Source organism: Aliikangiella maris (assembly GCF_040719265.1).
In the GTDB taxonomy this organism is placed as follows: domain Bacteria; phylum Pseudomonadota; class Gammaproteobacteria; order Enterobacterales; family Kangiellaceae; genus Aliikangiella; species Aliikangiella maris.
In genome coordinates this window covers 35,361-58,579 of record NZ_JBFDAH010000003.1, presented here as the reverse complement: position 1 = coordinate 58,579, position 23,219 = coordinate 35,361, and the positions used below count along the sequence as shown (strand labels likewise).

Sequence of the window (23,219 nt, the reverse complement as noted above, 5' to 3'; positions counted from 1 at the left end):
TATTCAATTTCGATGATGAGTACGAGAACCACACCCCGCATATAAGTTTGGCATACCGTCTGCGCTATTATTTCTTGTTGTTAAGCTAAAGCCAGTTTGCGATAAGTTTTTATTCGTTGTAACTTTAACCGACTGTCTCCAATCAAAATGAGTTCCAGTTGCTGGTGATACAAAAATAAAAGTTGGCAAGCGAGGATCATCTTTATTCACTTTATTTTGCCATGTTTGCATCACCATTTCGCCTGCTTCCTTACCATATAAATGGGTATAAGAAGCGGCAAGTAATTGGGCACCTGCAAAACTAGTAATGATCATTGCCGTGCTCTCATATTTACTTCCACAATCAAAACTCATATCCACATCTAAAAACTCATATTCCGGCAGTAAAAGTGTGGCTTTTAATGCAAAAATTCTGGCTCGATTTTCTTTTAATGGTTCAAGGGCTGAAACTAAAGTGCTAAATAAAATGGTAAAAACAAAAACTGAGAATAAAACTTTAACTTTTAATAACATGGTAGAGACTCCTTTTATACCAACTCTATAGAAGCCTCCGCAATGGCAGTTACAATCGATTCATCAAAATCATTTTCAATAACTGCTTTGATGAAAACCGTGTGTAACTTTTTATAAGCATCGAGCTGTCGTTCAGTTGGTAGTGAGTTATTGGTTGAAACTCTTTCCAACGTCCGAACAACTAATTTACTTGCACGAATAATATCGTCAAGAGTAAAAGTGTTAGCAGCTTGGGCAGAGCTTTTGCTTTTTGTTTTACCTAAAAATATCTCATCAAGTGAAATACCCAGTTCACAACAGGTATTGACTATGGGAATTATAGGTAATGATTTACTTTTACGCGCAACAGCGATCCCAGAATTGGACATGCCTAAAGCGCGAGATAAAGCCGCATCACTTTCCTCACCAAGCTCTTCTTTCAGTCTTTGAATTACTTCATCAAACTCAATAGTTACCGCATTTTTCATGAGTATCCAAACTTTAGCTAATTTTTAAAAATAATAATATCACTAATAGACTTGACACAATACCTATTAGTATTCTAATATTTTTTCGCGAAATGTATTAGAATCCTTATAGGTAGACAACTCAATTCTGGGAGTGACAGTTTACATGAAAAATTTCATCAATAAATCGATCCCAATTAAAAATTGGCTAAAGTCTCTTTTTCAATTATCTACTAATTGTAATATTTCTCCTTTGGTATTGGAAAAATGGTTAAAACAAAATTCGAGCGTTTTTCATTTAACAATACCCACAAAATATTTACTTAAATTCCACTGCCCAAGTGGCTGCCATAAATGTTTTAAGGTTATTGGATCTCAAATAAACAAGCTCAAAATTCGACCGCAATTCTATGACGTATTTCGCTTAATTAAAAGGAAATAATTTCAATATTTTTTACCACCTAAATTACGGAAAGAGATAATGAAAAAGCAACCAGAATTAATAAGCAGTTTATTAGAAAGTGAAACACCACCGAATTGTGAAGTGAATGCAATTTTTCTTAATGCAATTAACCATGCAATCACTGAAGCCGGTTTAACGCGAAAGCGAGTTGTTAGCCGTATGAATAAATCGTTAGGCGGTAAATCTAATATTACAGAAAGTAAACTGAATAAATGGCTTGCCCCTGGTAGTGATCGAGATTTTCCAATGACTTACTTACCCGCATTATGTTGGGCTTTAAAAAGTACTGAGTTTGTTAATGCTTTATTAAAACCCATTCAGTTTAGAGCAACTGATCCAAAGGGGCAAAACTTACAGCTTGCTGCACAACATTTGAAGTTAGCCAAAGAGCTAACAGAAAAAGCAGATAAGTTAATGACATCTGAAATTTCTTAACTTTAAAACAACAAGGAAATTAAAGTGGCTTTAAAAAAGAGAACGATTAAGTTAACTGCGATTGGAGATCCACCAAGTGTCAAGTGTAGTCTTTGTAGCGTTGAGCATAAACCTGTGGTACTAAATTTAACGCCTACAGAGTTTTTACGTGCGGTTCATCATATGGGGTGGAGAGAAGTAGAAACTTGTGATGTGTTATTTGAAATGTTGTGTGGTGATTGTATTTCTGAACTCGAAGATAAAAACAATAGTTGCTCAAAAGGTGTTATCCATTTTCGAAATAAAAAACGAACATTCAATTAGCCTGTAGTAATATTTGGAGGGCAGGGGATGCCCTCTCTTTTTTATACAGAGGTCAATAGCGTGTATTTATCTAAACATTATTACATCAAAATGATAGATGTCGGTAAAGCGAGTTTGAATTTAGACTCCTTTGCTTACACCCGTTTGTTACATTCATTAACTGGAAAAATTTATTGTGAAGAGATGAATATTTCAGAGCTAATGCAGGTGCTCAATAAGATGCAATGGCTTGGCTTTGAGCCAAAGAAAAAAAGTATCAAAAGTGAATTAAACCAAGTTTCTATTTATCAATTAGATAGGTTGCGTCAACTTTGGTTTTTAATGTCACTTGAGGGTTATATCAGTGATGGCTCTGATAAAGGGTTATATCAATGGTCAACACAAAGAATTAAGGCTTATGACCAAAATATTCAAATTTGTCGGCTTGAGTGGTTTCCTGAGTGGATGCTCAATGGGTTGTTAGAAGAATTAGAAAATTGGCATAAAGGTTATCAAGATATTATTTAAAATAACAGGAGGAACATGAATGAACTATGAAAAGAAAATGGAGATATTGCTTAATAAAAAATCTCAGTCATTAGATTTTTTGGTTTTTGCAAAAAAGATTGATAAGCGTATTGCTGATTTGGAGCTGTGGATCCGATGCTTAAAATTAAAAATTACCGAAGATGATTTATTTAAAGCGATTGAAGATGGTAAGCCTAGAGAAACTATGATTGCTTTAGATATTGATGATGAGCAGTATTTTACACTCAAGAGAATTGCGATAAAGCGGCGGATTGACAATGAGAATAACAGCTCTTTTTGAGATTTTTTCATCTAATGGAAAGTGGTTTATGAGACTATGGTAATGTTGATGAATAGATATTATTTTTTTCATCATTTTAATAAGGATGAATTTTAATGAACTCAACTATTGCACGTAATAATATGCTTGTTCGATTTAACGATAGAAGTATGAAAGTTGGGAGTACCTATGTAAAGAATAATCCGGGTGACTATAGTAAATACACAATAACGGATTGTGTTACATTTGTATTAAATGTACTCCGAGACACATATATTCAAATGGGAAGAACTGATGTTGCAAGTAATCTAGCATCTAAAGGTTTAGCAAAGAGGGGAAATAATAAAAAACCATTATTCTACGGTGATATGCTGGCTAAGTACTTAGTTAATCAGCTATCTTGGAAGGCAATATACCTAACGCCCGATCGGTTTCACCCTAATGACGGAAGTAAAGAGCATACCTTTGCTACAGCGAAGGCTATAGAAAATTGCGCATATGTTGGTGTTCCTCTTTCATACTTAGTCCTTGACTATAACCCTACTCCCAAGAAACACCCGAAATTTCAAGCCTTATATGATTACAAAGGCCCTAGAAAGTTAAATGTTATAGGTTTAGCGGAGTTAAAAAAAATTAAATTTGCTTACGGTCTTAGTAGACAGGGTGATCACACTTGGTTATATTCAAATGGCTATGTTTATGAAGCTCATTGGAACGCGATTGGTAGTAATGTATATAGTAAACACCCAATAAGTAAGTTTATTTGGAATTCAAATATGTTAATTGTACCTCCAGATTCAATAGCCTCTCTAACACTTAAAAATTTGACTGAATGTAAATAACAAAATGAATAATTTAACAAAATATTTTTTATATTGTACATTTATTATCTTATTGGGTGCTTGTACTTCTACTGCTAATAAAAACGCAAAAGAACAATCATTATCATCCAAAAATTATATTGTACTTAATTACTCTGATTTTGGACCTTCTGAGAATGATTCACCGCTAGGCGTTAGGTATTGGCAATGGCCCGATCCACAAAATCACCAGCCTGTCAGTTATGATATTAAGGTTGTTGTATATAGAGACTTACCATTAGAGCAAGTTGAAAAACTTTTTCCTGTTATAAAGGAAAAACGCCAAGACTATCGTTATATTACCCATCAAGAGGCTAGAAAATATCTTAATAGTCGATTAATTGAAATGACAGGTTATTTAAATAAACCTAGTAGAATTGTTGGAGATGATGAAAATAATGACTTTGTGTTTCATGAAATTATGGCTGATATTTTAGAAACGCTAATAAAAATTGAACGCCAAATTGGAAAAGGATAGTTGTTTTGTTATTAGTTATCTTTGGACAAAAGTAATGGGGGCACAGTAACACGAACATTTCCATACATTGCATAATAATGTTCTATACTTAGGTTTTGAATAATAAACAGTTTTTTGGCGTAAATGTGCTTACATTAATAACTTGCTTAATCTTGTTTTGAGTTGTTTTTGGGTGGAGTGCTACCAATCTAAACATCTAGATCAGATTCGTAGCAATATTCTAAGTAAACTTTATAACAAAACACTGAGTTAAACAGACTTTACTAAAGGGTTGTTTATAAAATTATGAATGTATTGGTTGTAGATGATGACAAACTGGACAGAATGCAGATAAAAAGGACGCTTTCCAGCAGTAACTTAGAAGTAAACATCACGGAAGCATTAACTGTCGATGAGGGACTGGCTGCATATTCAGAGGGAAACTTTGATGTGGTTCTATTAGATTATCGGATGCCACAAAGAGATGGTATCGAGATGATTGTCGAAATTCGAAACGAACCCAAAGAATCCAGCACCGCAATCGTTATGATGAGTTCTTCGGAAGATGAAGAGCTAGCGATAAACTGTATCAAAGCGGGAGCTCAAGACTTTTTGATCAAATCTGAAATCACTGAATCTCGACTTCGAAGAGCGATCCAACATGCCACTACTCGATTTGAGCTTGAGCAGCAATTATTTAAAACCTATCAAAAAGTTAAAGCGTTAGCTGAAACGGATACCCTGACTAATCTTCCTAATCGTTATTACTTCGATGAAACATTAAAACAAGCGATAGCAAATAATCAACGTAACAACCATAAGTTAGCGTTACTTTTAATCGACCTCGACAACTTTAAATTGGTTAACGACTCCTTTGGGCATGACGTCGGAGATCTTCTGCTTAAAAAAATCGTATCTCGAATTAAAGGGTGTTTAAGAGGAAGCGAGTTGTTTGCCCGATTGGGCGGTGACGAATTTGCCATTACGCTTAGTAGTTTGGAATATGCCGAACACGCAAATCTAGTGGCCAGAAGAATCATTACTCTGATGCAAAAACCAGTGGAAATTGTTTCTACCCCAATCAATGCAACATGTAGTATCGGGATCTCCCTGCATCCCGACAATGGCGTTACCAGTGAAGAGCTCTTTAAGTGCGCCGATATTGCTATGTATAAAGCGAAGAAACTTGGTCGGAATCAGGTTTGTTTCTTCGAAACTGAAATGCAGTATAAATTCCAAAATCGATTAAGAATTGAGTCGGAGTTGAGAACGGCAATAACGAATAACGAGCTCGAAGTTTATTACCAGCCAATAGTAAGACCTAAAAATGGAGAGTTAAAGGGATTCGAAGCCCTTATTCGCTGGAATATTGATGGAAAGATTAGAGCGCCAGATCAATTTATTCAGATTGCGGAAGAGTCCAACCAAATTAGTGATATAGGAGTTTGGATCATGGAAAGTGTCATTCACCAGTTAAGCCTATGGAACACAAACAGAGAAAAGCCGCTAAGAGCGGCGATAAATATTTCCTCATCGCAGCTTTATGACTTTGAGTTGGTCGATAAATTAAAGGAATTTGGCTCGCGTTATTCAGTTGATTTAAGTTTAATTGACATTGAGTTAACTGAAACGGTTCTTCTTGAAAATACCAAAGTTGTTAAAGAAGTAATTATAAAACTTACAGAACTAGGGTGTCGCATATCACTTGATGATTTTGGTACTGGTTTTTCGTCACTATCGCATCTTCGTCATTACCCTATCTCAACATTAAAAATTGATAGAAGTTTGATGCCAAAATCAATTGAAGACACAAAGAACAAAAACATCGTTGAAGGTGTCACATCTATGGCAAAAATACTTAAACTAGAGATTGTTGCAGAAGGTGTTGAAGAAGAGTCAAACATGCAACTTTGCGAAGAGCTAGGTATCGATTTTGTGCAAGGATATTTTATCTCGAAACCAATTCCTTCCTCAGAAGCAGAAAAGCTTTTCCTGTAATCTCCTTCATTAGCATTTAAATGGACCACAAAAATGACTGAAACTAAAGAAAACTTAAAAGGGTTGCATTGGTATCACTGGGTAATCGTTTTTAGCTCACTCGTTCTTACATTCATTGCTTGGTATATCTCACATTCGCAAGTTCAGGAAAAAGTTAAATTACAATTTGAATTTCAATCAGAGCAACTTCTAGCGCTTATTTCTGAACGAATGTCGAGATATGAAGACGCTCTTAGGGCCGGTGCCGCCGCGTATCACTCACAATCTCAAGGTATAGACGTAATCGAATGGAGGCGTTTTGCTAACATACTGCAACTAGAAACTACTTATCCTGGAATTAATGGAATTGGCATAATCTACTATGTACCGCCAAACAAACTCGATGCTTTCCTAAAAAACGAGCGAAGGCTTCGGCCAGACTTTAAGATAAAACCCAATCACGAGAATAACGAATTTTGGCCAATAACTTATGTAGAACCTGTCGAAATCAATAAGCAAGCCGTCGGCCTTGATATGGCATTTGAAACTAACCGATGGACAGCAGCTAAGCTTGCGCGTGATACCGGAGAAACCCAAATAACCGCGCCAATAATACTTGTCCAAGATTCACAGAAAACACCAGGCTTTTTGCAATATGTGCCAATTTATCGGGGTGATCCTGCCAGTTCTCTTGAAGAAAGAAGGAGTAATTTTGTTGGCCACGTATATGCGCCATTCATTATGTACAAATTAATTGCAGGCACTCTGGAGCAAAAGAACAGGCGGTTACTTTTTAGTGTCTTTGATGAAAATGTAGAGCTCTATAACGAACTTAAAGCTAACGTTAATGGCTTCGAAGAAAAGCCACAGTTCTCAAAAGTAGTCTCTTTAAGCATGTACGGTAGACCTTGGACATTTACTATCCAAACCGCGGCGTCATTTAGGAAAGAGACATCGACCAATCAACCTGTAGTAATTTTGATAGCCGGACTATCTATTGACTCAATGCTATTGGCGTTCTTTATTATGCTCTCAAAATCTCATAAACGCGCGTTAAACTTAGCCAATTTAATGACTGAAAAACATGCAATAAGTGAAGAGTTCTATAAGAATGTTATCGACTCTGCGCCTTGCGGTATTGCTATTGTTGATCAATTCGGCCAACTCACAGAAGTGAACCAACAAATGTCTGAGTTGTTTGGGTATAGCGAGGAAGAGCTGACTGAGATGAATGTAGATATGCTTGTTCCGCAAGAATTTAGAAATTCTCATGGAAAATATCGAACAGAATTTATGAAAAAACCAAAAGACAAACAAATGGGACATGGTAAAGAGATATTTTGCTTAAAAAAAGATGGTTCAACATTTCCTGCTGAAATTGGCCTTGCCAATTTTAAAATTCAAGACAGAACCAAAATTATCGCAACAATAACCAATATCTCTGCGTATATCGTGATAACAAATGAATTAAGGCGTAGTAATAAAGATTTAGATGACTTCGCATATGTTGCATCTCATGATCTTAAAGCACCATTAAGAGGAATAATTCAGTTGTCGTCTTGGATAGAAGAGGATATTCAAGAAAGCGCGAGCGAAGATACTAAAGAAAATTTATCGCTTCTGAAAAGTAGAACAAAGCGATTAGAAAAGTTATTGGATGATTTACTTATTTATTCGAGAATCGGTAGAAAACAAGGTGAAATTTGTTCCGTCGATCTAAACCTATTGCTCGACCAAATTTTTGAACTCATGAACCCAGAAGGTGAAATCAAGCTCGCTATTAACTCTACGTTACCAACTTTGACTACGCTAGTCACGCCCCTTGAAACCATTTTTAGAAACCTAATTGGAAATGCGATTAAGCATAACGATAAAGAGGATAGCGTAATTACAGTGGACTATAAAGAATTGCCAGATAAATACGCATTTGAAGTCTCAGATAATGGCCCTGGCATTTCTCCCAAACATCATGCTCAGATCTTTGAATTGTTTAAGACATTAAAACCTCGTGACGAAGTTGAAGGCAGCGGTATGGGACTGAGCATTGTCAAGAAAACTCTCGAATCCCTTAATCAAATGATTGAATTAAAATCTGATATAGGAAAGGGAACAACATTTATTTTTACTTGGCCTAAAGATATCAAGCCTAAGGATGACCTATGAATACGCAAAACTATCAAACCGCGAGTATTTTACTTGTAGAAGATGATGATGTTGATGCCAAAGGCATCGAGAGAGCTTTACGAAAACTCAAGATAGCAAATCCATTAATCCGGGCGCGGGACGGGATAGAAGCACTCGAACTCTTAGAGGATAAGGTAGTAGAAAAGCCCTATATAATTTTGCTAGACCTAAATATGCCCAGAATGAATGGCATTGAATTTTTAGAGTATGTCAGAAAACGCTCGTCTTTATCCACTAGTGTTATTTTTGTACTGACCACCAGCAAATCTGATGAAGATAAATATTTAGCATATAAGCAACATATTGCTGGCTATATTGTAAAAGAAAATCTAGACACTGGTTTTGATGCGCTCACCCAGCTGCTAGATCACTATTGGCGAATTGTTGAACTACCTCTCAAGTAACCTTGCTCGGAACAGTTAGAACATGATAAAAAAGACGTTTTATTTGCAAAACAACCCATTTTTGATGTTAATGCTTTGTATGGCTATGAAATTCTTTATCGCAATAGTGACCAGAATGTTGTGGATATTGTCGATGGAGACAATGCAACTTTAGAGCTACTTTCTAACTATTGTTGTGGAATTGTAAACGGTGTGAACCAGCCTTATGTAAAGATATTTGTTAATCTAACAAGAGCTCTCATTATGTCTGATATATTTATCCCCTTACAACCAGATAGAATTGTCATTGAGATCCTTGAAGATATTGATGTTGATCCAGAGCTACTAACTTTGTAGTCGGCCTCTTTTCTGGGATAGATCTTGTACTTCGAGCAGACAAGCATTGGTTGCTAGAACAGATCGGGCTTTCTAAAGAGATTAATGATGCAATCTTAAATCACTCTGGTCCAATGGGAAATATTCTAGATATTGCGGAAAAAATAGAATTTGGAACACTTGATATAAAAGAGGTTTATCAACAAGTGAAGCTTAATGATCATCAAGTAGAGGCATCAAGTTGGGTTGGAGAAATATTAAAAACAACTAAATAAGTGCTTAAGCTAATACGCAAGCAGCTTAATGGATTTGTTAGTAATAGCATCGCCACTTTAACTAAAATAATTTGAATCAAGCGGATTACTAAAAATCTGATGATAGGAAAATATTTTCCTAACTTCTATAACTAAGAAAATCGTTTCCAGCTAGCTCACTCTTAATAACAAAACTATTTCTTAGTTTGGTCTTTCAGTACGAATGATTGGTTCGCCTTTTTAACTTGTTGAAAAGACGCTAATAGCATTCAAATAATTTAGCTAGGCGTGGTTGACCGGACGCACACGATTTATCTTTTGTTTTAAGCAAAAGTCAACGTTAAATTACTTTATGAAATTCTCAATTTATCAATAAAGTTTTTAATTAATTTTTTGCAGGCGCAACGGCAGAAAATTCTTGTAGTAGTTTATCAATTTCTTTGGCAATTACCGGCTTGCTGTAATAGTAACCCTGCATGACATTGCACCCCAAATTAAGTAAAAAGTCTGAGTGTTCTTTGGTTTCTACACCCTCTGCTACCAGTTTAAGATCGAGACCTTTGGCCATTTGAATAATGGCAAAAATAATCGCCTGGTCCTTTTTATTTTCTAGAGTATTTTTAACAAAACTTTGGTCGATCTTTAATACATCGAAGGTAAAGTCTTTGATATACGCCAAGCTGGAATAACCTGTACCAAAATCATCCAACGCAACTTTAACGCCAAATTCTTGTAGTTTTAAAATTAACTTTCGAGCTTTTTCAGTGTCTTTGGCCAATACACTTTCGGTAATTTCCAGCTCGATTAAATGTGGTGATATTTTACTTTGTTCAATAATTTGGGTAACTGTATTAAAAAAGTCCTTGTGTTCAAACTGTACTAATGAAATGTTGACAGCAACGCCAATACCATGACCACTGGTTTCCCATTGATAAGCTTGTTCACAGGCCTGTTTTAATATTAACTCACCAAGAGGAATAATTAATCCCGTTTCTTCTGCCAATGGAATAAACTGAATCGGGTTGATTATTTTGTTATCTTGATTACGCCAGCGTACCAGCGCTTCTACGCCTATAATTCGATTGTGAATAACATCGATTTTCGGCTGATAGTGGACTTCAAATCCATGATTTTCACCCTGGTTAGCTACCGCATTTTCAAGATGTTTTTTAATCAGTAAGCGTGCTTCAATTTCTTTTGAATAAAACTGATAACGGTTGCGTCCATTACGTTTGGCAGTAAACATGGCAGCATCGGCATGTCGATAAAGTTCATCTAAGTCTAGACTATCATCGGGAGAAACTGCTGCGCCCAAGCTAATGGTCAGCTGAAACTGATGATTTTTGATCTCCCATTTTCTCGTAAAAACCTTAAATAGTCTGCTGGTAAATTGGGTAATTTCTATGTTGTTTTCAATATCGGATAATAGAATTATAAATTCATCTCCGCCGCGCCGGCAAAGTGTATCTTCCTGGCGTAATTCTTGCGTGATAACTTCGGCAATTTTTCTGAGTAGCAGGTCACCGCCGTCGTGATCGACGAGATCATTAATATTTTTAAAATCATCAATGTCAAACATTAACAGCGCAACTTTATGACCAGTACGCTTACCTTTTTGTAAAGCTTGTAGTGCTCTGTCTCTGAGTAGCAGTCGATTAGGTAAATTTGTAATCACATCATGTTGCGCAAGATGGGTCATTTTTAATGCCATTGCACGCGCTTCACTCACATCATGAAACACGATGATAGCGCCTGTTACTTCGTTTAAGTGATTGATAATCGGTGCGGCAGAATCTTCCAGTGCAATTTGGTTATTTTTGCTGCGACCTAAAACACAATTGACATCCATCCCAATGATGCGTTTTTCTTCGAGGGCAACGCGAATCGGATTGCGCAATTCGTGGCCGTTCTCACTGTCGAATAGTGGCATGACGATTTCAATGGGTTGTCCTTGTGCATTATCAGAAGTCCAGCCAGTCATATCTTCTGCAATAGGATTTAAAAAGGTAATTAAACCTTCAGTATCAGTGGCTATTACCGCATCACCAATGGAGTTTAGTGTGATTCTAATTCTTTCTTTTTCGTCAACTAGCGATTGTTCCGCAATTTTTCGGCGGGTAATATCGGTAATTAACATTAAGAAACCTTCTTCGGGCGAACTGGCAATTCGAGGGACCATCGTTACTTGTCCATAAATGGTGTTAGCTTCGTGACCAGAGCAGGGAATGTCTATTGTTGAATGCTTGCCTCTGAGTACCAGATTAATCAGCGGGCGCAAACTGTGGTAAACACTATTAGGGACGATATGTTGTAAATCTTTGCCTTGCATCTCACTCGACTTTAAGCCAAACCACGCGCCATGCTGATCATTACAAAAAATATTCGTTTCTGATTTATCCCAATAGGCAATGAAAGCAGGTAGGGTATTTACCAATAGTGATAAGTCGTTAGCTGATTGTAAAATTGCTTTTTTCTGTGTTTGCAGCGTGAGTTGTGTTTTGACCCTTGCTCGAGTTACCGATAAGTTGATAGGCTTTTGAATAAAATCAACACCACCTGATTCTAGTGCTTTTACCTCATGGGTATTTTGTTGATGACTGGTTACAAAAATGACGGCAGTGTCAGCAAGTTCTGGTATTGATTTGATTCTGGCAACCACTTCATAACCATTCATACCAGGCATTTCAATATCGAGCAGAATAATATCAGGATGATATTCCTGCGCTTTTTGGATGGCAGACTGGCCCTCTGTCGCGAAGTAAATATTGCCTAAATCCTTCACGGCTTCATTAAGTATACGAATATTTGAAGGTAAATCATCGACGATCAGAATAACAGATTTCGCTGCCGGTTGATTTATCATTGGTCCACTCAACATTTCAATCAATAAACATCTTGAATTATTGTGAACATATAATAACTATAGCTGAATAGAGTTGGTTTCGAGTGTGCTTATAGGTTTTTATGTGTATTTTTTGTTCGTTATATCTCGCTTTATAATATAATGAGTGAATCTTGTTTGCTATCCCTACAGTCACTTTAAATATTGTCTAAACTTTTAAAATTCCTAAGAAAACAATTGCATTGTTAATTGAAACTATCTGTCAATGACAACAGCCAAAATGACGATATGGACAAAATATGAATGTCTCCGGACGCTATTATTATTGGGTTTTGGTGCTGCTTATTTTATTAAGTATTGGAATTTATACTTCATATAATGCCACCCTGAATAGTGCACTGCTTGAAGCGCAAAACTCTCTGACGTTTGAGACGCGCTTCCGCAGCCGCATTATTGAAGCAAAGCTGCGAGAACTTCGCAGTAATATCTTATTTTTACAGAGTGTTCCTCCAATTCAGGGAATTATACGAGCCAGCAATAATCAAGGGGTTGATCCGCTTGATGGTAGCACCGGGCAAATCTGGAAAAAGCGCTTACAAAGTATTTTTACCAGTTACTTAAAAGCCCATTCAGATGCTTACCAAGTTCGTTTTGTCGGCATTGCCAATGATGGTAAAGAGTTGGTACGAGTTGATAAGTTAGATACAGGTATTGTCATTACGCCGGAATCTCGTTTGCAAAAGAAGTCAAGTCGAGATTATTTTAAACAGATTGTTGAAAGTTATGTTCAAGGAATTTATTTTTCTGATATTACTTTAAATCGTGAATACGGCCAAATTCAAGTTCCCTATAATCCGACACTGCGTGTGGCTTTAAAAGTATTTGATGAACAAGGTGAAGCTTTTGGGTTTGTCATCATTAATTATAATGTGGAGAATCTATTTAAAATCGCTGCGACAAATATACCTAATGAAGCTTTGTTTTTTATTTTAAATGATAGTGATCACTATCTCTATCATCCTGATCCACAGAAATCCTTTGCTTTCGAATTAAACCTAGATCAAGTTAAAAGCTGGTCAGAAGATTTTAGCGTTATAACAACTAACCGTGAAGGTCTGTTAAATAACTATCAATACCAAACAGAAGAGTTTCTTGCATTTGTTGATGATATAACACTTACCTTGGGTAGCAATAGTATTCAAACTGTTGTTATGCTACCTCAACAACGAATATTAGCTAATGCAAAAAATGCCGCTATTTATGCTTCATTAATTGTATCGGGCAGTTTTATTTTATTGGCTGTCTTTTATTTAATTTATCGCCACACGATTAGTCAGCGAGAACTACTAAATCTTGAAAAGGCGCGTAATCACTCAATTGTTGATAGCAGTCAAGATGCAATCATTGGAGAATCGGTAGAAGGCCGTATTACTGACTGGAATACGGGGGCAGCTTTATTATTTGGTTTTGCCAAAGATGAAGTGCTCGATCAATTTACCCGTGATGTAATACAAGGCGACCATGAATATGAAGACAGTGTTGTCAGGCAGCAATTATTAACGGGTAGTCTGGTTAAACCATTTGAGACTGAGCGAGTAACTAAAAGAGGAGAGAAGTTAACCGTTTCAATTTCTGCATCGCCTATTAAAGATGACACGGGCAAAATTGTTGGTATTTCGAAAATAATTAGAGATATTAGTGAACAAAAGAAAATTCAGTCTGAAATTCAAGAGCTTAATCGATCGCTTGAAAAACAAGTTGAAGATAGAGCGGAAAAAATAACTGAATATTTGGCAATGCAGTCGGCAATTTTTGATAATACCGATCATGCCATGATTGTCACTGACAATCTTGGAATTGTGACTCACTTTAATCCAGCTGCTGAAAAAATGTTGGGTTATGAGGCCGAGCAAATAGTGGGCAAAGTCAATCCTACTTTATGGCATCAACAAAGCGAATTAATTAATCGAGCCAAGTCGCTTTCAAATGAGTTAGCAATGGTGGTAGAGCCAGATTTCGATGCGTGTGTGATTAAATCAAAACTCAAGTTAAAGAATGAATTTGAATGGAATTTTATAAATGCCAAAGATATGCCTGTACCGGTGTATCAGTCTGTTACCGCCTTAATGGATGATAATGAAAATATTACCGGCTATATTTTTCTGGCTAAGGATATTTCTGAAATTGTCGAAAATAGACTAGCTCTAGAAACGCTGAAAGACCAGTTAACCAAGGCTGCCGAAGTCGCTCAGCTTGGAATTTGGAGCTGGAATATAGAAACAAACACGCTAGTTTGGAACAAGCAGATGTTTGAAATTTACGGGTTGGATGAAAAAGAAATAGGTGATTCATTACGCTATGAGCATTGGTATAATGCACTAGTTGAAGAGCAAAAGGAAAAAATGGTGGCAGAGTTAAAACAGGCGGTTGAAAATGATACGCCTTTTGAACAAGTTTTTCGAATTCAAAAGCCGGACGGTAGCGTACGACATATTCAAGCTTCAGCAATTATTGAGCGTAATTTACAAGGTAAAGCGTTATTGGCAATTGGCGTCAATTGGGATATTACTGACCAGGTTAATTATGAAGAAAATCTGCAAGCATCAAAAAAAGCGGCTGATTTAGCCAGTAAAACCAAGTCCGAATTTGTAGCCAATATGAGTCATGAAATTCGTACGCCGATGAATGCAATAATTGGTTTATTACAATTATTACGCTCGACTGAACTTGATGCTAGACAAATGGATTTTGTGGTCAAATCAAATGCTGCTGCGCAATCATTATTGAGAATTTTAAATGATATTTTAGATTTTTCAAAAGTTGAAGCTGGCAAGCTTGAGTTGGACCCTCATCCTTTTTGTGTTAGTGATTTGATTGATAATGTTTGTTCAGTACTCACCTCAAATATAGGTGACAGCGAGATAGAGTTGATTATTAATCTTGATCCAAACTTTCCTGATTATATCACACTTGACTCACTGCGTTTACAACAGGTGATTATTAACCTGGCAAGTAATGCCATTAAATTTACTAAGGTGGGTTTTGTCGAAGTTAAGCTGTTTTATAAAAAAATTCGTAATACCCACTGGTTGTGCTGCGATGTAAGAGATACTGGAATTGGGATTGATAAAGAAAAAATAGAAAAGATATTTGAAGAATTTAGCCAAGCCGAAACCTCGACTGAAAGACAATATGGTGGCACAGGATTAGGTCTTGCCATATCGAGAAAGTTAATTAGTTTGATGGGGGGCGAAATATCGGTAGTGAGTGAGTTGAATAAAGGAAGTACTTTTTCTTTTAAAGTACCTTTTAAAGTTGCCAGCTTGAGCAATAACGCAAAAGTTGCAGAAGCACTCAAAACCTTAAATGTTTTGGTTGTTGATGATCGTGAGGAAGCACTTGAAGCCAATAGTCATGTTGTAGAAACACTTGGGTGGAGTGTCACAAAAGCAGGGGATGGTAGTAAAGCACTTGACTGCGTAAAGTTAAGTGCCACAACCAAGCCGTTTGATTTAATTTTAATGGATTGGGATATGCCGGTGCTAAATGGTTGGGATACCAGTCTTAAAATAAAAGATATTGAAGATGTTAATGCGCCCAATCGCATTTTGATCGTTACTGCTTATGGTAAAGATTTAGACTTGCCTGATTATCATAATGGCGCAAAAGTTATTGAAGGAATCATTGAAAAACCGATTACACCCTCGGTATTGTTGAACAGGGCTTCTGAAATATTCTCGCGTGATGGTTCGAATGATAGTGAAAAAATGCCAAAAGCGCCGGTTAAATCGACGATTAAGCGTTTAAATGGCATTAATATTTTATTGGTCGAAGATAACGCGACCAACCGATTGGTTGCGCGCGAGATTTTGAAAGATGAGGGTGCTAATATTTTTGAAGCTGAAGATGGCTACAAAGCGATATCAATATTGCGTCATCCCCCCATAGATTTTGACGTGGTATTGATGGATATTCAAATGCCGGGTATCGATGGCTATCAAACAACTAAGCGAATCCGTGACGAATTAAATTTAACTGAGCTACCCATTCTGGCAATGACTGCAAATGTATTACCTTCAGATAAATTGGCTGCAATTGAATCGGGAATGAACGCGCATATTTCGAAACCTTTTCATTTGGATGAGCTAGTTGGTAGTATTTGTCGTCAAACTTTTAATCGTCACGTGGTTAATGATGAATTAGATGAAGGCAACGGTGAAGGCAATAGTGAAGGCGAACATAAGCTCGAAGCTGATGATAAAAATATAAGTGAATTAACCGAAATACCTAATGATGATCATACGCTCAAACAATCCGAAAAAACCTTGAATAACGATAAGCTCAATGATGTACTGGTTGATGTGCATTCTGCTTTGGAAAGAATAGATAATAATAAAAAAGTATACTTGAGTGCGCTGGATATGTTTTTTGTTGACTCACCTGAACTGATTCAAAAGGTGACTGATAAGTGGCCAGCAGATCTTGAAGATGCGACAATCGCTGTTCATTCATTAAAAGGATTATCTGCCACATTAGGGGCTTATAAGTTATCGTCACATTGCTTTGAAATAGAGCAATTATTGAATATGAATAATAGTGAAGTGCAATACTCTGCTTCTACCAATCAACCGCAGCACAATGTGCAATCTGATGCTTCGGCTGTACCTTTAATGGGTCAAATGGTTCCTGATGAAAAACTTAAAGCAGATTATGTTGATAAAGTACAAAATATGAAACTGATTTATGCAGATTCACTGAGTATGTTGCATAAAGAGCGTCGACAGTTAGAGCAAAGGGAAGCGGAAGATGATACCATCCACATTGATCCGCAAGCTTTGCAAAAAGATATTCAGCATTTGTACGAACTGTTAAAAGCTTCCAATATGGAAGCGATTAATGTCTATCGGCGAATTAAGCATTGTCATAATGCAAATATTCGCCAGGTATTAGAAGATATTGAGCTAAAAGTCAGCGCTCTGGACTTTGAATTAGCGGCAAAAGAATTGGAGCCTTTGTTAGCGCGAGATAATTAAACTGGGATTGTGATCCTGTACTGTAATTAAACTCGGTAAAATTATTTTACTTCTTTGATCAAAATATCCGTATTGATTTCCAGTTTTTTTTGAACATTGAAGTTGGGCTCGTCAAACAAGGTATCGGCTTCGTGCTTAATTGTGGAGTTTTTATCCAGCTCTTTAAATGGAAATAAACTACTATCAAGTAAGTGAGATGGGGTGACATGGTTAATTGCTCTGAATATATTTTCAAGACGTCCCGGAAATTGGTTTCCCCAGGCTTGTAACATCTGTTTGATTTGTTTACGTTGCAGATTTTCTTGTGAACCACAGAGATTACAAGGAATGATTGGAAACTGCTTTAACTTAGAAAATTTGGCAATATCGGCTTCTTTACAATAAGCCAATGGTCGAATGACAACATTTCGGCCATCATCACTAAGTAGTTTTGGGGGCATGGATTTCATTTTGCCGCCAAAAAACATATTTAAAAATAATGTTTCGATAATATCATCGCGGTGATGCCCTAATGCTATTTTAGTAATGCCATTATTGTGTGCCCATGAATAAATAATACCTCTACGCAATCTGGAGCATAGTGAGCAGGTGGTTTTACCCTCAGGGATTTTTTCTTTAACAATGCTATAGGTATCTTCTTCGATAATATGAAAGGGAATATCGATGCCTGATAAATAAGTGGGCAAAACTTCTTCGGGAAATCCTGGTTGTTTTTGATCCAGATTGACTGCGATTAGCTCAAATTGAATTGGCGCACTTTGTTGCAAGTTACGCAATATCTCTAACATGGTGTAGCTGTCTTTACCACCAGATAAACAAACCATTATTTTATCGCCGTCTTCGATCATTTTGAAATCATCAATGGCTTTGCCGACATTACGGCGTAAACGTTTTTGCAGCTTGTTTAGTTCGATCTTTAGTTTTGGGTCGAGTTGCTCGTTGGCTAATGACTGGTCTGTATGCATGGCGGCTGGTTAAAGTTCACATTTGTTTATTGGCGGGCAATTATACAGAACACAAATCAATGGGGTAAACCCTTTGTTCAATTTGTATCAGACATTACCCAGTAAGTTACCGAGTGATTTAACTCAAGGTAGATTGTAGGTGCTTGACCAGGCTTTTCAGAGTTTAGCCATAAAGTAAAATAATCAGAAAAAACCGTGATTAAAGCAAAGGGATTTGGCTCAAAATGAAAGTGCAGGGAGCGCGAGGTTGCCAGAAAATAAGATTTTTGCATGAATACAAAATAACGATAAAAAGTTAATTTCACAGCGTTAGGGGCGGTTTACCACTAGGTTTATTAATATTGCCCTATGATCAGTAAGTGAACAGTAAATGATCAGCCAATGATCAATTGAACTCTCTGACAAATTGGTTTGTTGGCTTTAGTGTCGATTGAGAATAAATGACAACGGGTAATTGCTGGCGTATCGCTTGTCTCTGACAAAGCAACATGATAAAACTAATCGATTGAATAATAAGATAAAAATACAATATGCTCAACAAGCTCTGGTTTGGATTTTTCTTTATAGCGTTTATCTCCGCGTTGTTTTCTTTTCTTGTATTAGCTGATTATTCGGTATTTGACAGGATAATTGAAAGCATCTTTAACATGGCTAAGCTAAGTGCCGAAATCGCTATCGGTTTAATCGGTGTTTTGGCATTTTGGTGTGGTATTTTAAAGCTGGCTGAGCAGTCAGGCATAGCCAACTGGCTGGCAAGAGGGCTTGCGCCTTTATTTACGCATTTGATGCCAGATGTGCCGCGCGGCCATCCCGCTCTGGGCTATGTCAGTATGAATATGGCGTCAAATATGTTGGGGCTCGATAATGCGGCAACGCCTATGGGTATTAAAGCCATGCAGAGTCTCCAGTTGCTCAATCCAGTTAAAGAAACCGCGACGAATCCACAAATTCTCTTTTTGGTATTAAATACTTCATCCGTCACTATATTTCCTATAACAATCATTATGTATCGTTTACAACAAGGTGCACTGCATCCTGGTGAAGTGTTCTTACCAATTTTGTTGGCTACTTTGGGGTCAACCTTAGCGGGGCTTATCAGTGTTGCTTTAATCCAGAAAATCAATCTGTTTCATCGTACTGTAATGGCTTATTTACTGGGTATAGGAGGGTTGGTTGGTGCATTAGTTTTGTGGATGTTGAGTATTCCCGATGAACAAATGGCAATAGCTTCTTCAACCTTGGGTAATGGACTTTTATTCACCACTATTTTTACGATTTTGAGTATCGCTTTTTATAAAAAAATTGCGATTTACGAACAGTTTGTTGCGGGAGCGAAAGAAGGGTTTGAGTTGGCGGTTAAAATTATTCCGTATTTGGTGGCCATGCTCGTTGCTATTGGTGTGATGCGCGCTTCTGGTGTTTTAAACCAAATTGTATCTTTAATTGAGTGGGTAATAAGTTGGTTAGGATTTGATGTCGCTTTTGTTGCCGCATTGCCGACTGCAATGATTAAACCGTTTAGCGGAAGCGGGGCCAGAGCCATGATGGTAGAGACGATGACAACACATGGTGTCGACTCATTTGCTGCAAAGGTTGCGGCAGTTATGCAAGGTAGTACTGAGACGACATTTTATGTATTGACTGTCTATTTTGGTGCTGTCGGTGTGAGCCGAGTTCGACACGCAATTGGTTGTGGATTGATAGCTGATTTAACTGGTGTCGTTGCAGCAATAGTTGTTAGCTATTGGTTTTTTAATTTTTAAAGGGCCGATAAATTATCATTTTTAAGGTTTGATTTAGCAGTAATTGCTAATGTAAGTAGGCACTAGACATTGCATCCCTTAAAAATAAAGATTGTGACATATTTCCTGTCATATAGTTGTCATGCGTATCTATGTAACGGTGTTTTGTCAATAAAAATCCACAGAAAAAAAATTTTGCTTTTAGTTTCGCCCTGCACAAAAGATTTGACCGTCGATATCTCAGCAATCTACTTAAAAATATGTGTAACCTATTGATTTATATAGAATATATAGGTCGTGTGCAAAATGTGACCAATTTGTTAAACCGTTAGTAATAATGCGGCTTGGAAGGACTTTTGAAATTCTTTTCCCCAAAGTTATCCACAGAAATTGTGGAATACTCAAATTGGTGAAAAAGCAATCTCGATTGATTATAAAATGACAAAAATCTCGTATAAAAAAGCAAATTTATGGTCCATTAAATGGATTATGACAATTTTGTTGCAGCCGAAATGGTATATGACTTACCTTGCTTGATCTTTTCATAGTTACCAAAAATTTCATTGAAGGTTCTTTTACAAAATTGACGGAGTCCATTAATGGTGACTACAACAAATTTTCCGCCTGGCTTAAGGTGATGCAAACTGTCATATAAAAAGAGATATAACATCTCATTACCAACTTTAGCTGGGATATTAGAGACAATTAAATCGAATTTTTCATCCTTTAACGTTGACAGACCATTGCTTAATTTGGCTTCTGCATTGGTGAGTTGATTCAGTGTAATATTGCGTTGTGCATGTTCAACAGCAACGAAATCTTTGTCGAGTAGTATCGTTCGACCTTGCGGTGCATTTTTAGCCATCCAAATGCCGATTGGTCCATATCCGCACCCCAGATCAAGGCAATCAAAGTGAGGTTCTAATGATAAATGATGAATTAATAAACGTGTCCCTTCATCAATTTCTTTAGGAGAAAAAACGCCAAAACTGGTTTCAAACTTTAGATTTTGACCATCTAACTCGGCTTGAACGGTTAAGGGTTGGCGTATTTTTACTGCTTCTGGATGTTGAGAAGGACACATATTTGTTAGCTTGTTTAATGATGCTTTAAATTAGCCCGCTATTATATGATAAAATGCGCCGATTCAAAGTCACATTTTGCTTAAACATTATGTCAATCGTGTTTAAGTAATGAATTAAAGCCGAATTGTTGCTGAGGTATGAATGAGCAAAGCACCTGTTTATAGGGTTGTATTTATAAATAATGGTAAAACCTATGAGATATATGCATCAAATGTCAGTCAAGGTGCACTTTATGGTTTTGTTGAGATTCGCGGCATGTTGTTTGATGAGCGAACCAGTCTGGTAGTTGATCCCGGAGAAGAAAAGCTCAAAGCGGAATTTGAAGGCGTTATGGCAACTCATGTGCCAGTACATGCAATTATCAGGATTGATCAGGTTGAAAAGCGAGGCGTGGCGAAAATAGGGGATGCTAAAGGCAATGTTGTTACACCGTTTCCGCTACCTAAGCCGGATAATTCAAAAAGTTGAGTTATTCAATGAACGACATAAAAGTGTTGGTAAAATAATCGTCTAAAAATTAGCAAATCTTGTTAAACGAGTCTAATTATGAGTTCAGAAATTCCACTGGGTAAATTCACCGATTATCAATCACCCTATTCGAAAGAGTTACTCTATGCAATTGAGCGATCTCCCAAAAGAATGGAGTTACCACACGGTGAAATGCCTTATATTAAAGGTGAAATCTGGGGTGAAGATATTTGGAATGCTTATGAAATAAGCTGGCTCAATCCGCAAGGTTTACCGCAAGTGGCAGTTGCAGAGTTCAGATTTGCAGCTAATAGCCCGATTATTGTTGAGTCAAAGTCCTTAAAGTTGTACTTAAATTCGCTGAATCAAATGCACTTTCCGACTGTCGAAGCGTTGGCACAACTGATCGAGCAGGATTTACAGAGTGTCACGCAAGTGAAAGTTAAGGTTATTATTAAATCACTGAATACATCCGATCTTCAGGTGAACCAAATGGAAGGTGTGCTATTAGATGATCAACAAGTTTCGATTGATAGTTACCAATATTCACCACAACTTTTACAATTATCGTCTGCCGACAAAGATGACCCCCTCTCTCTGATTAAAGAAACGTTAGTTAGTCATTTGCTGCGAAGTAACTGTTTGATCACTAACCAGCCTGACTGGGCATCAATTCAAATCTCATACACAGGTCAGCCAATTTGTCATCAAGCTTTGTTGGCTTATTTGGTTTCTTTTCGTCACCACAATGAGTTTCATGAGCAGTGCGTTGAGCGAATATTTAGTGACATTATGCAATTTTGTAGGCCACAAAAATTAACGGTGTATGCGCGCTATACACGACGTGGTGGTTTAGATATTAATCCCTGGCGCAGTAACTTTGAAAACCAAATGCCAAATATTCGATTGATACGCCAGTAGATAAGCAGCTAAATGACAGCCATCCGGTAATAGTTGAAATCGACATGAGTATAAATTGTCAGGCAAACAGTTACTGAGTGACAGACTGTCTTTTAAGCCACCAAGTTAATAAAAGACTTGTTGCCTATTAGATTGTTATATTGGAGGTTTATATATTATTTGCCGCCAGTTTGACAAAATCTCGTGAAGTCACAATACCAACCAGTTTTTCATTTTCTAAAATTGCAACACAGCCATTTCTTTGGTGTAACAGCAGATCTGCAACCTGATATACCGGCGTGTCAGCTTGGGCGATATCAGGTTGGGTATTCATAATTGAGGCAATATCGATTGATTTTTCTCGGTGTACTAATTGCTCAAAACCATGTTGACTGACAATACTGATGGCATTAGCCAGTACTGCCTTCTGTCCTAAAATTCCAATGAGTTTACCGGTTTCGGCATCTTTTATTGGAATGTGGCGTATTTTCTTTTCGGCCATGAGCATTCTGGCGCGATTGACATTGGCTTGTTGTGACAAAAAGAATGGAGCTTTTGTCATTATTTCACGAATTTCTGGCATTTCAATACGGCCTTGATTATTTTACTTAAGTATAGTCAATATCAACAAAAAAACCGGCAAGTGCCGGTTTTTTATAATTTCTGAAAAGTCTTTTTTAAGCGACGTTAGACGCGGTTTCCAACTCTTCTTTTACTGTAGGTTTTTCTTTATAACTCTCAGCACCATGCATCCAGTCAACCAAAATACCAGAAAGTGGCCATAGT

General features: G+C 37.0%; 21 protein-coding genes. 15 read left to right on the top strand and 6 right to left on the bottom strand.

From position 1 onward, the window contains the following. Positions 1-3 precede the first annotated feature (3 nt). Both ABVT42_RS03555 and ABVT42_RS03550 read right to left on the bottom strand, forming a co-directional pair. A complete protein-coding gene (locus ABVT42_RS03555) occupies positions 4-513 on the bottom strand; it encodes a hypothetical protein (protein ID WP_353873759.1) in 510 nt (169 codons plus the stop codon). 14 nt (positions 514-527) lie between these two features. Next, positions 528-980 (bottom strand): helix-turn-helix domain-containing protein, encoded by a 453-nt coding sequence (locus ABVT42_RS03550; protein ID WP_353873758.1) that lies wholly within the window; start codon positions 978-980, stop codon positions 528-530. A 460-nt stretch (positions 981-1,440) separates the two neighbouring features. Between ABVT42_RS03550 and ABVT42_RS03545 the strand changes: the two genes are divergently transcribed. The 11 genes from ABVT42_RS03545 (at position 1,441) to ABVT42_RS03495 (ending at position 9,419) form a co-directional block, all read left to right on the top strand. Beyond that, complete coding sequence (locus tag ABVT42_RS03545; protein WP_353873757.1) at positions 1,441-1,857, top strand: hypothetical protein; 417 nt, start codon at positions 1,441-1,443, stop codon at positions 1,855-1,857. 24 nt (positions 1,858-1,881) lie between these two features. Next, positions 1,882-2,160 (top strand): hypothetical protein, encoded by a 279-nt coding sequence (locus ABVT42_RS03540; RefSeq protein WP_353873756.1) that lies wholly within the window; start codon positions 1,882-1,884, stop codon positions 2,158-2,160. A gap of 60 nt (positions 2,161-2,220) precedes the next feature. Then, on the top strand, positions 2,221-2,667 hold the full coding sequence (locus ABVT42_RS03535; protein WP_353873755.1) for a phage protein GemA/Gp16 family protein: 447 nt from the start codon (positions 2,221-2,223) through the stop codon (positions 2,665-2,667). A gap of 19 nt (positions 2,668-2,686) precedes the next feature. Further along, positions 2,687-2,968 (top strand): hypothetical protein, encoded by a 282-nt coding sequence (locus ABVT42_RS03530; protein WP_353873754.1) that lies wholly within the window; start codon positions 2,687-2,689, stop codon positions 2,966-2,968. A 95-nt stretch (positions 2,969-3,063) separates the two neighbouring features. Further along, positions 3,064-3,789: a hypothetical protein gene (locus tag ABVT42_RS03525; RefSeq protein ID WP_353873753.1), complete on the top strand. Its 726-nt coding sequence runs from the start codon at positions 3,064-3,066 to the stop codon at positions 3,787-3,789. Positions 3,790-3,793: 4 nt separating this feature from the next. Beyond that, complete coding sequence (locus ABVT42_RS03520) at positions 3,794-4,285, top strand: hypothetical protein (RefSeq protein WP_353873752.1); 492 nt, start codon at positions 3,794-3,796, stop codon at positions 4,283-4,285. Positions 4,286-4,570: 285 nt separating this feature from the next. Then, positions 4,571-6,262, top strand: a complete 1,692-nt coding sequence (locus ABVT42_RS03515; protein WP_353873750.1) for a two-component system response regulator — start codon at positions 4,571-4,573, stop codon at positions 6,260-6,262. Positions 6,263-6,295: 33 nt separating this feature from the next. Continuing rightward, positions 6,296-8,404 (top strand): CHASE domain-containing protein, encoded by a 2,109-nt coding sequence (locus ABVT42_RS03510; RefSeq protein ID WP_353873749.1) that lies wholly within the window; start codon positions 6,296-6,298, stop codon positions 8,402-8,404. Then, positions 8,401-8,829, top strand: a complete 429-nt coding sequence (locus tag ABVT42_RS03505) for a response regulator (RefSeq protein ID WP_353873748.1) — start codon at positions 8,401-8,403, stop codon at positions 8,827-8,829. The genes ABVT42_RS03510 and ABVT42_RS03505 overlap by 4 nt, the downstream gene beginning before the upstream one ends. Before the next feature lie 120 nt (positions 8,830-8,949). Next, entirely contained in the window at positions 8,950-9,165 is a 216-nt protein-coding gene (locus ABVT42_RS03500) for a hypothetical protein (RefSeq protein WP_353873747.1), read from the top strand. Between the two features lie 50 nt (positions 9,166-9,215). Beyond that, positions 9,216-9,419: a hypothetical protein gene (locus ABVT42_RS03495; RefSeq protein ID WP_353873746.1), complete on the top strand. Its 204-nt coding sequence runs from the start codon at positions 9,216-9,218 to the stop codon at positions 9,417-9,419. Positions 9,420-9,783: 364 nt separating this feature from the next. Here the strand turns inward: ABVT42_RS03495 and ABVT42_RS03490 are convergent, their stop codons facing one another. Then, positions 9,784-12,261, bottom strand: coding sequence for an EAL domain-containing protein (locus ABVT42_RS03490; RefSeq protein ID WP_353873745.1), 2,478 nt, complete (start codon positions 12,259-12,261; stop codon positions 9,784-9,786). A 278-nt stretch (positions 12,262-12,539) separates the two neighbouring features. Here ABVT42_RS03490 and ABVT42_RS03485 point away from each other — a divergent pair, with 278 nt between their 5' ends. Further along, the gene (locus tag ABVT42_RS03485) at positions 12,540-17,273 is read left to right on the top strand and encodes a PAS domain S-box protein (RefSeq protein WP_353873744.1); all 4,734 of its coding nucleotides are present in this window, start codon (positions 12,540-12,542) and stop codon (positions 17,271-17,273) included. Positions 17,274-17,314: 41 nt separating this feature from the next. Here the strand turns inward: ABVT42_RS03485 and ttcA are convergent, their stop codons facing one another. Further along, complete coding sequence (gene ttcA / locus ABVT42_RS03480; RefSeq protein WP_353873743.1) at positions 17,315-18,238, bottom strand: tRNA 2-thiocytidine(32) synthetase TtcA; 924 nt, start codon at positions 18,236-18,238, stop codon at positions 17,315-17,317. 647 nt (positions 18,239-18,885) lie between these two features. On the opposite strand from ttcA, the gene ABVT42_RS03475 reads away from it, so the two are divergent. Further along, positions 18,886-20,001, top strand: a complete 1,116-nt coding sequence (locus ABVT42_RS03475) for a nucleoside recognition domain-containing protein (RefSeq protein ID WP_353873742.1) — start codon at positions 18,886-18,888, stop codon at positions 19,999-20,001. A gap of 466 nt (positions 20,002-20,467) precedes the next feature. Here the strand turns inward: ABVT42_RS03475 and ABVT42_RS03470 are convergent, their stop codons facing one another. Then, positions 20,468-21,064, bottom strand: coding sequence for a class I SAM-dependent methyltransferase (locus ABVT42_RS03470; protein WP_353873741.1), 597 nt, complete (start codon positions 21,062-21,064; stop codon positions 20,468-20,470). Positions 21,065-21,206: 142 nt separating this feature from the next. Between ABVT42_RS03470 and ABVT42_RS03465 the strand changes: the two genes are divergently transcribed. After that, entirely contained in the window at positions 21,207-21,533 is a 327-nt protein-coding gene (locus tag ABVT42_RS03465; RefSeq protein WP_353873739.1) for a DUF1820 family protein, read from the top strand. Positions 21,534-21,611: 78 nt separating this feature from the next. Beyond that, positions 21,612-22,454, top strand: a complete 843-nt coding sequence (gene queF, locus ABVT42_RS03460) for an NADPH-dependent 7-cyano-7-deazaguanine reductase QueF (RefSeq protein WP_353873738.1) — start codon at positions 21,612-21,614, stop codon at positions 22,452-22,454. Positions 22,455-22,602: 148 nt separating this feature from the next. Here the strand turns inward: queF and ABVT42_RS03455 are convergent, their stop codons facing one another. Further along, positions 22,603-23,016, bottom strand: a complete 414-nt coding sequence (locus ABVT42_RS03455) for a CBS domain-containing protein (protein WP_353873737.1) — start codon at positions 23,014-23,016, stop codon at positions 22,603-22,605. Positions 23,017-23,219: the final 203 nt, after the last annotated feature.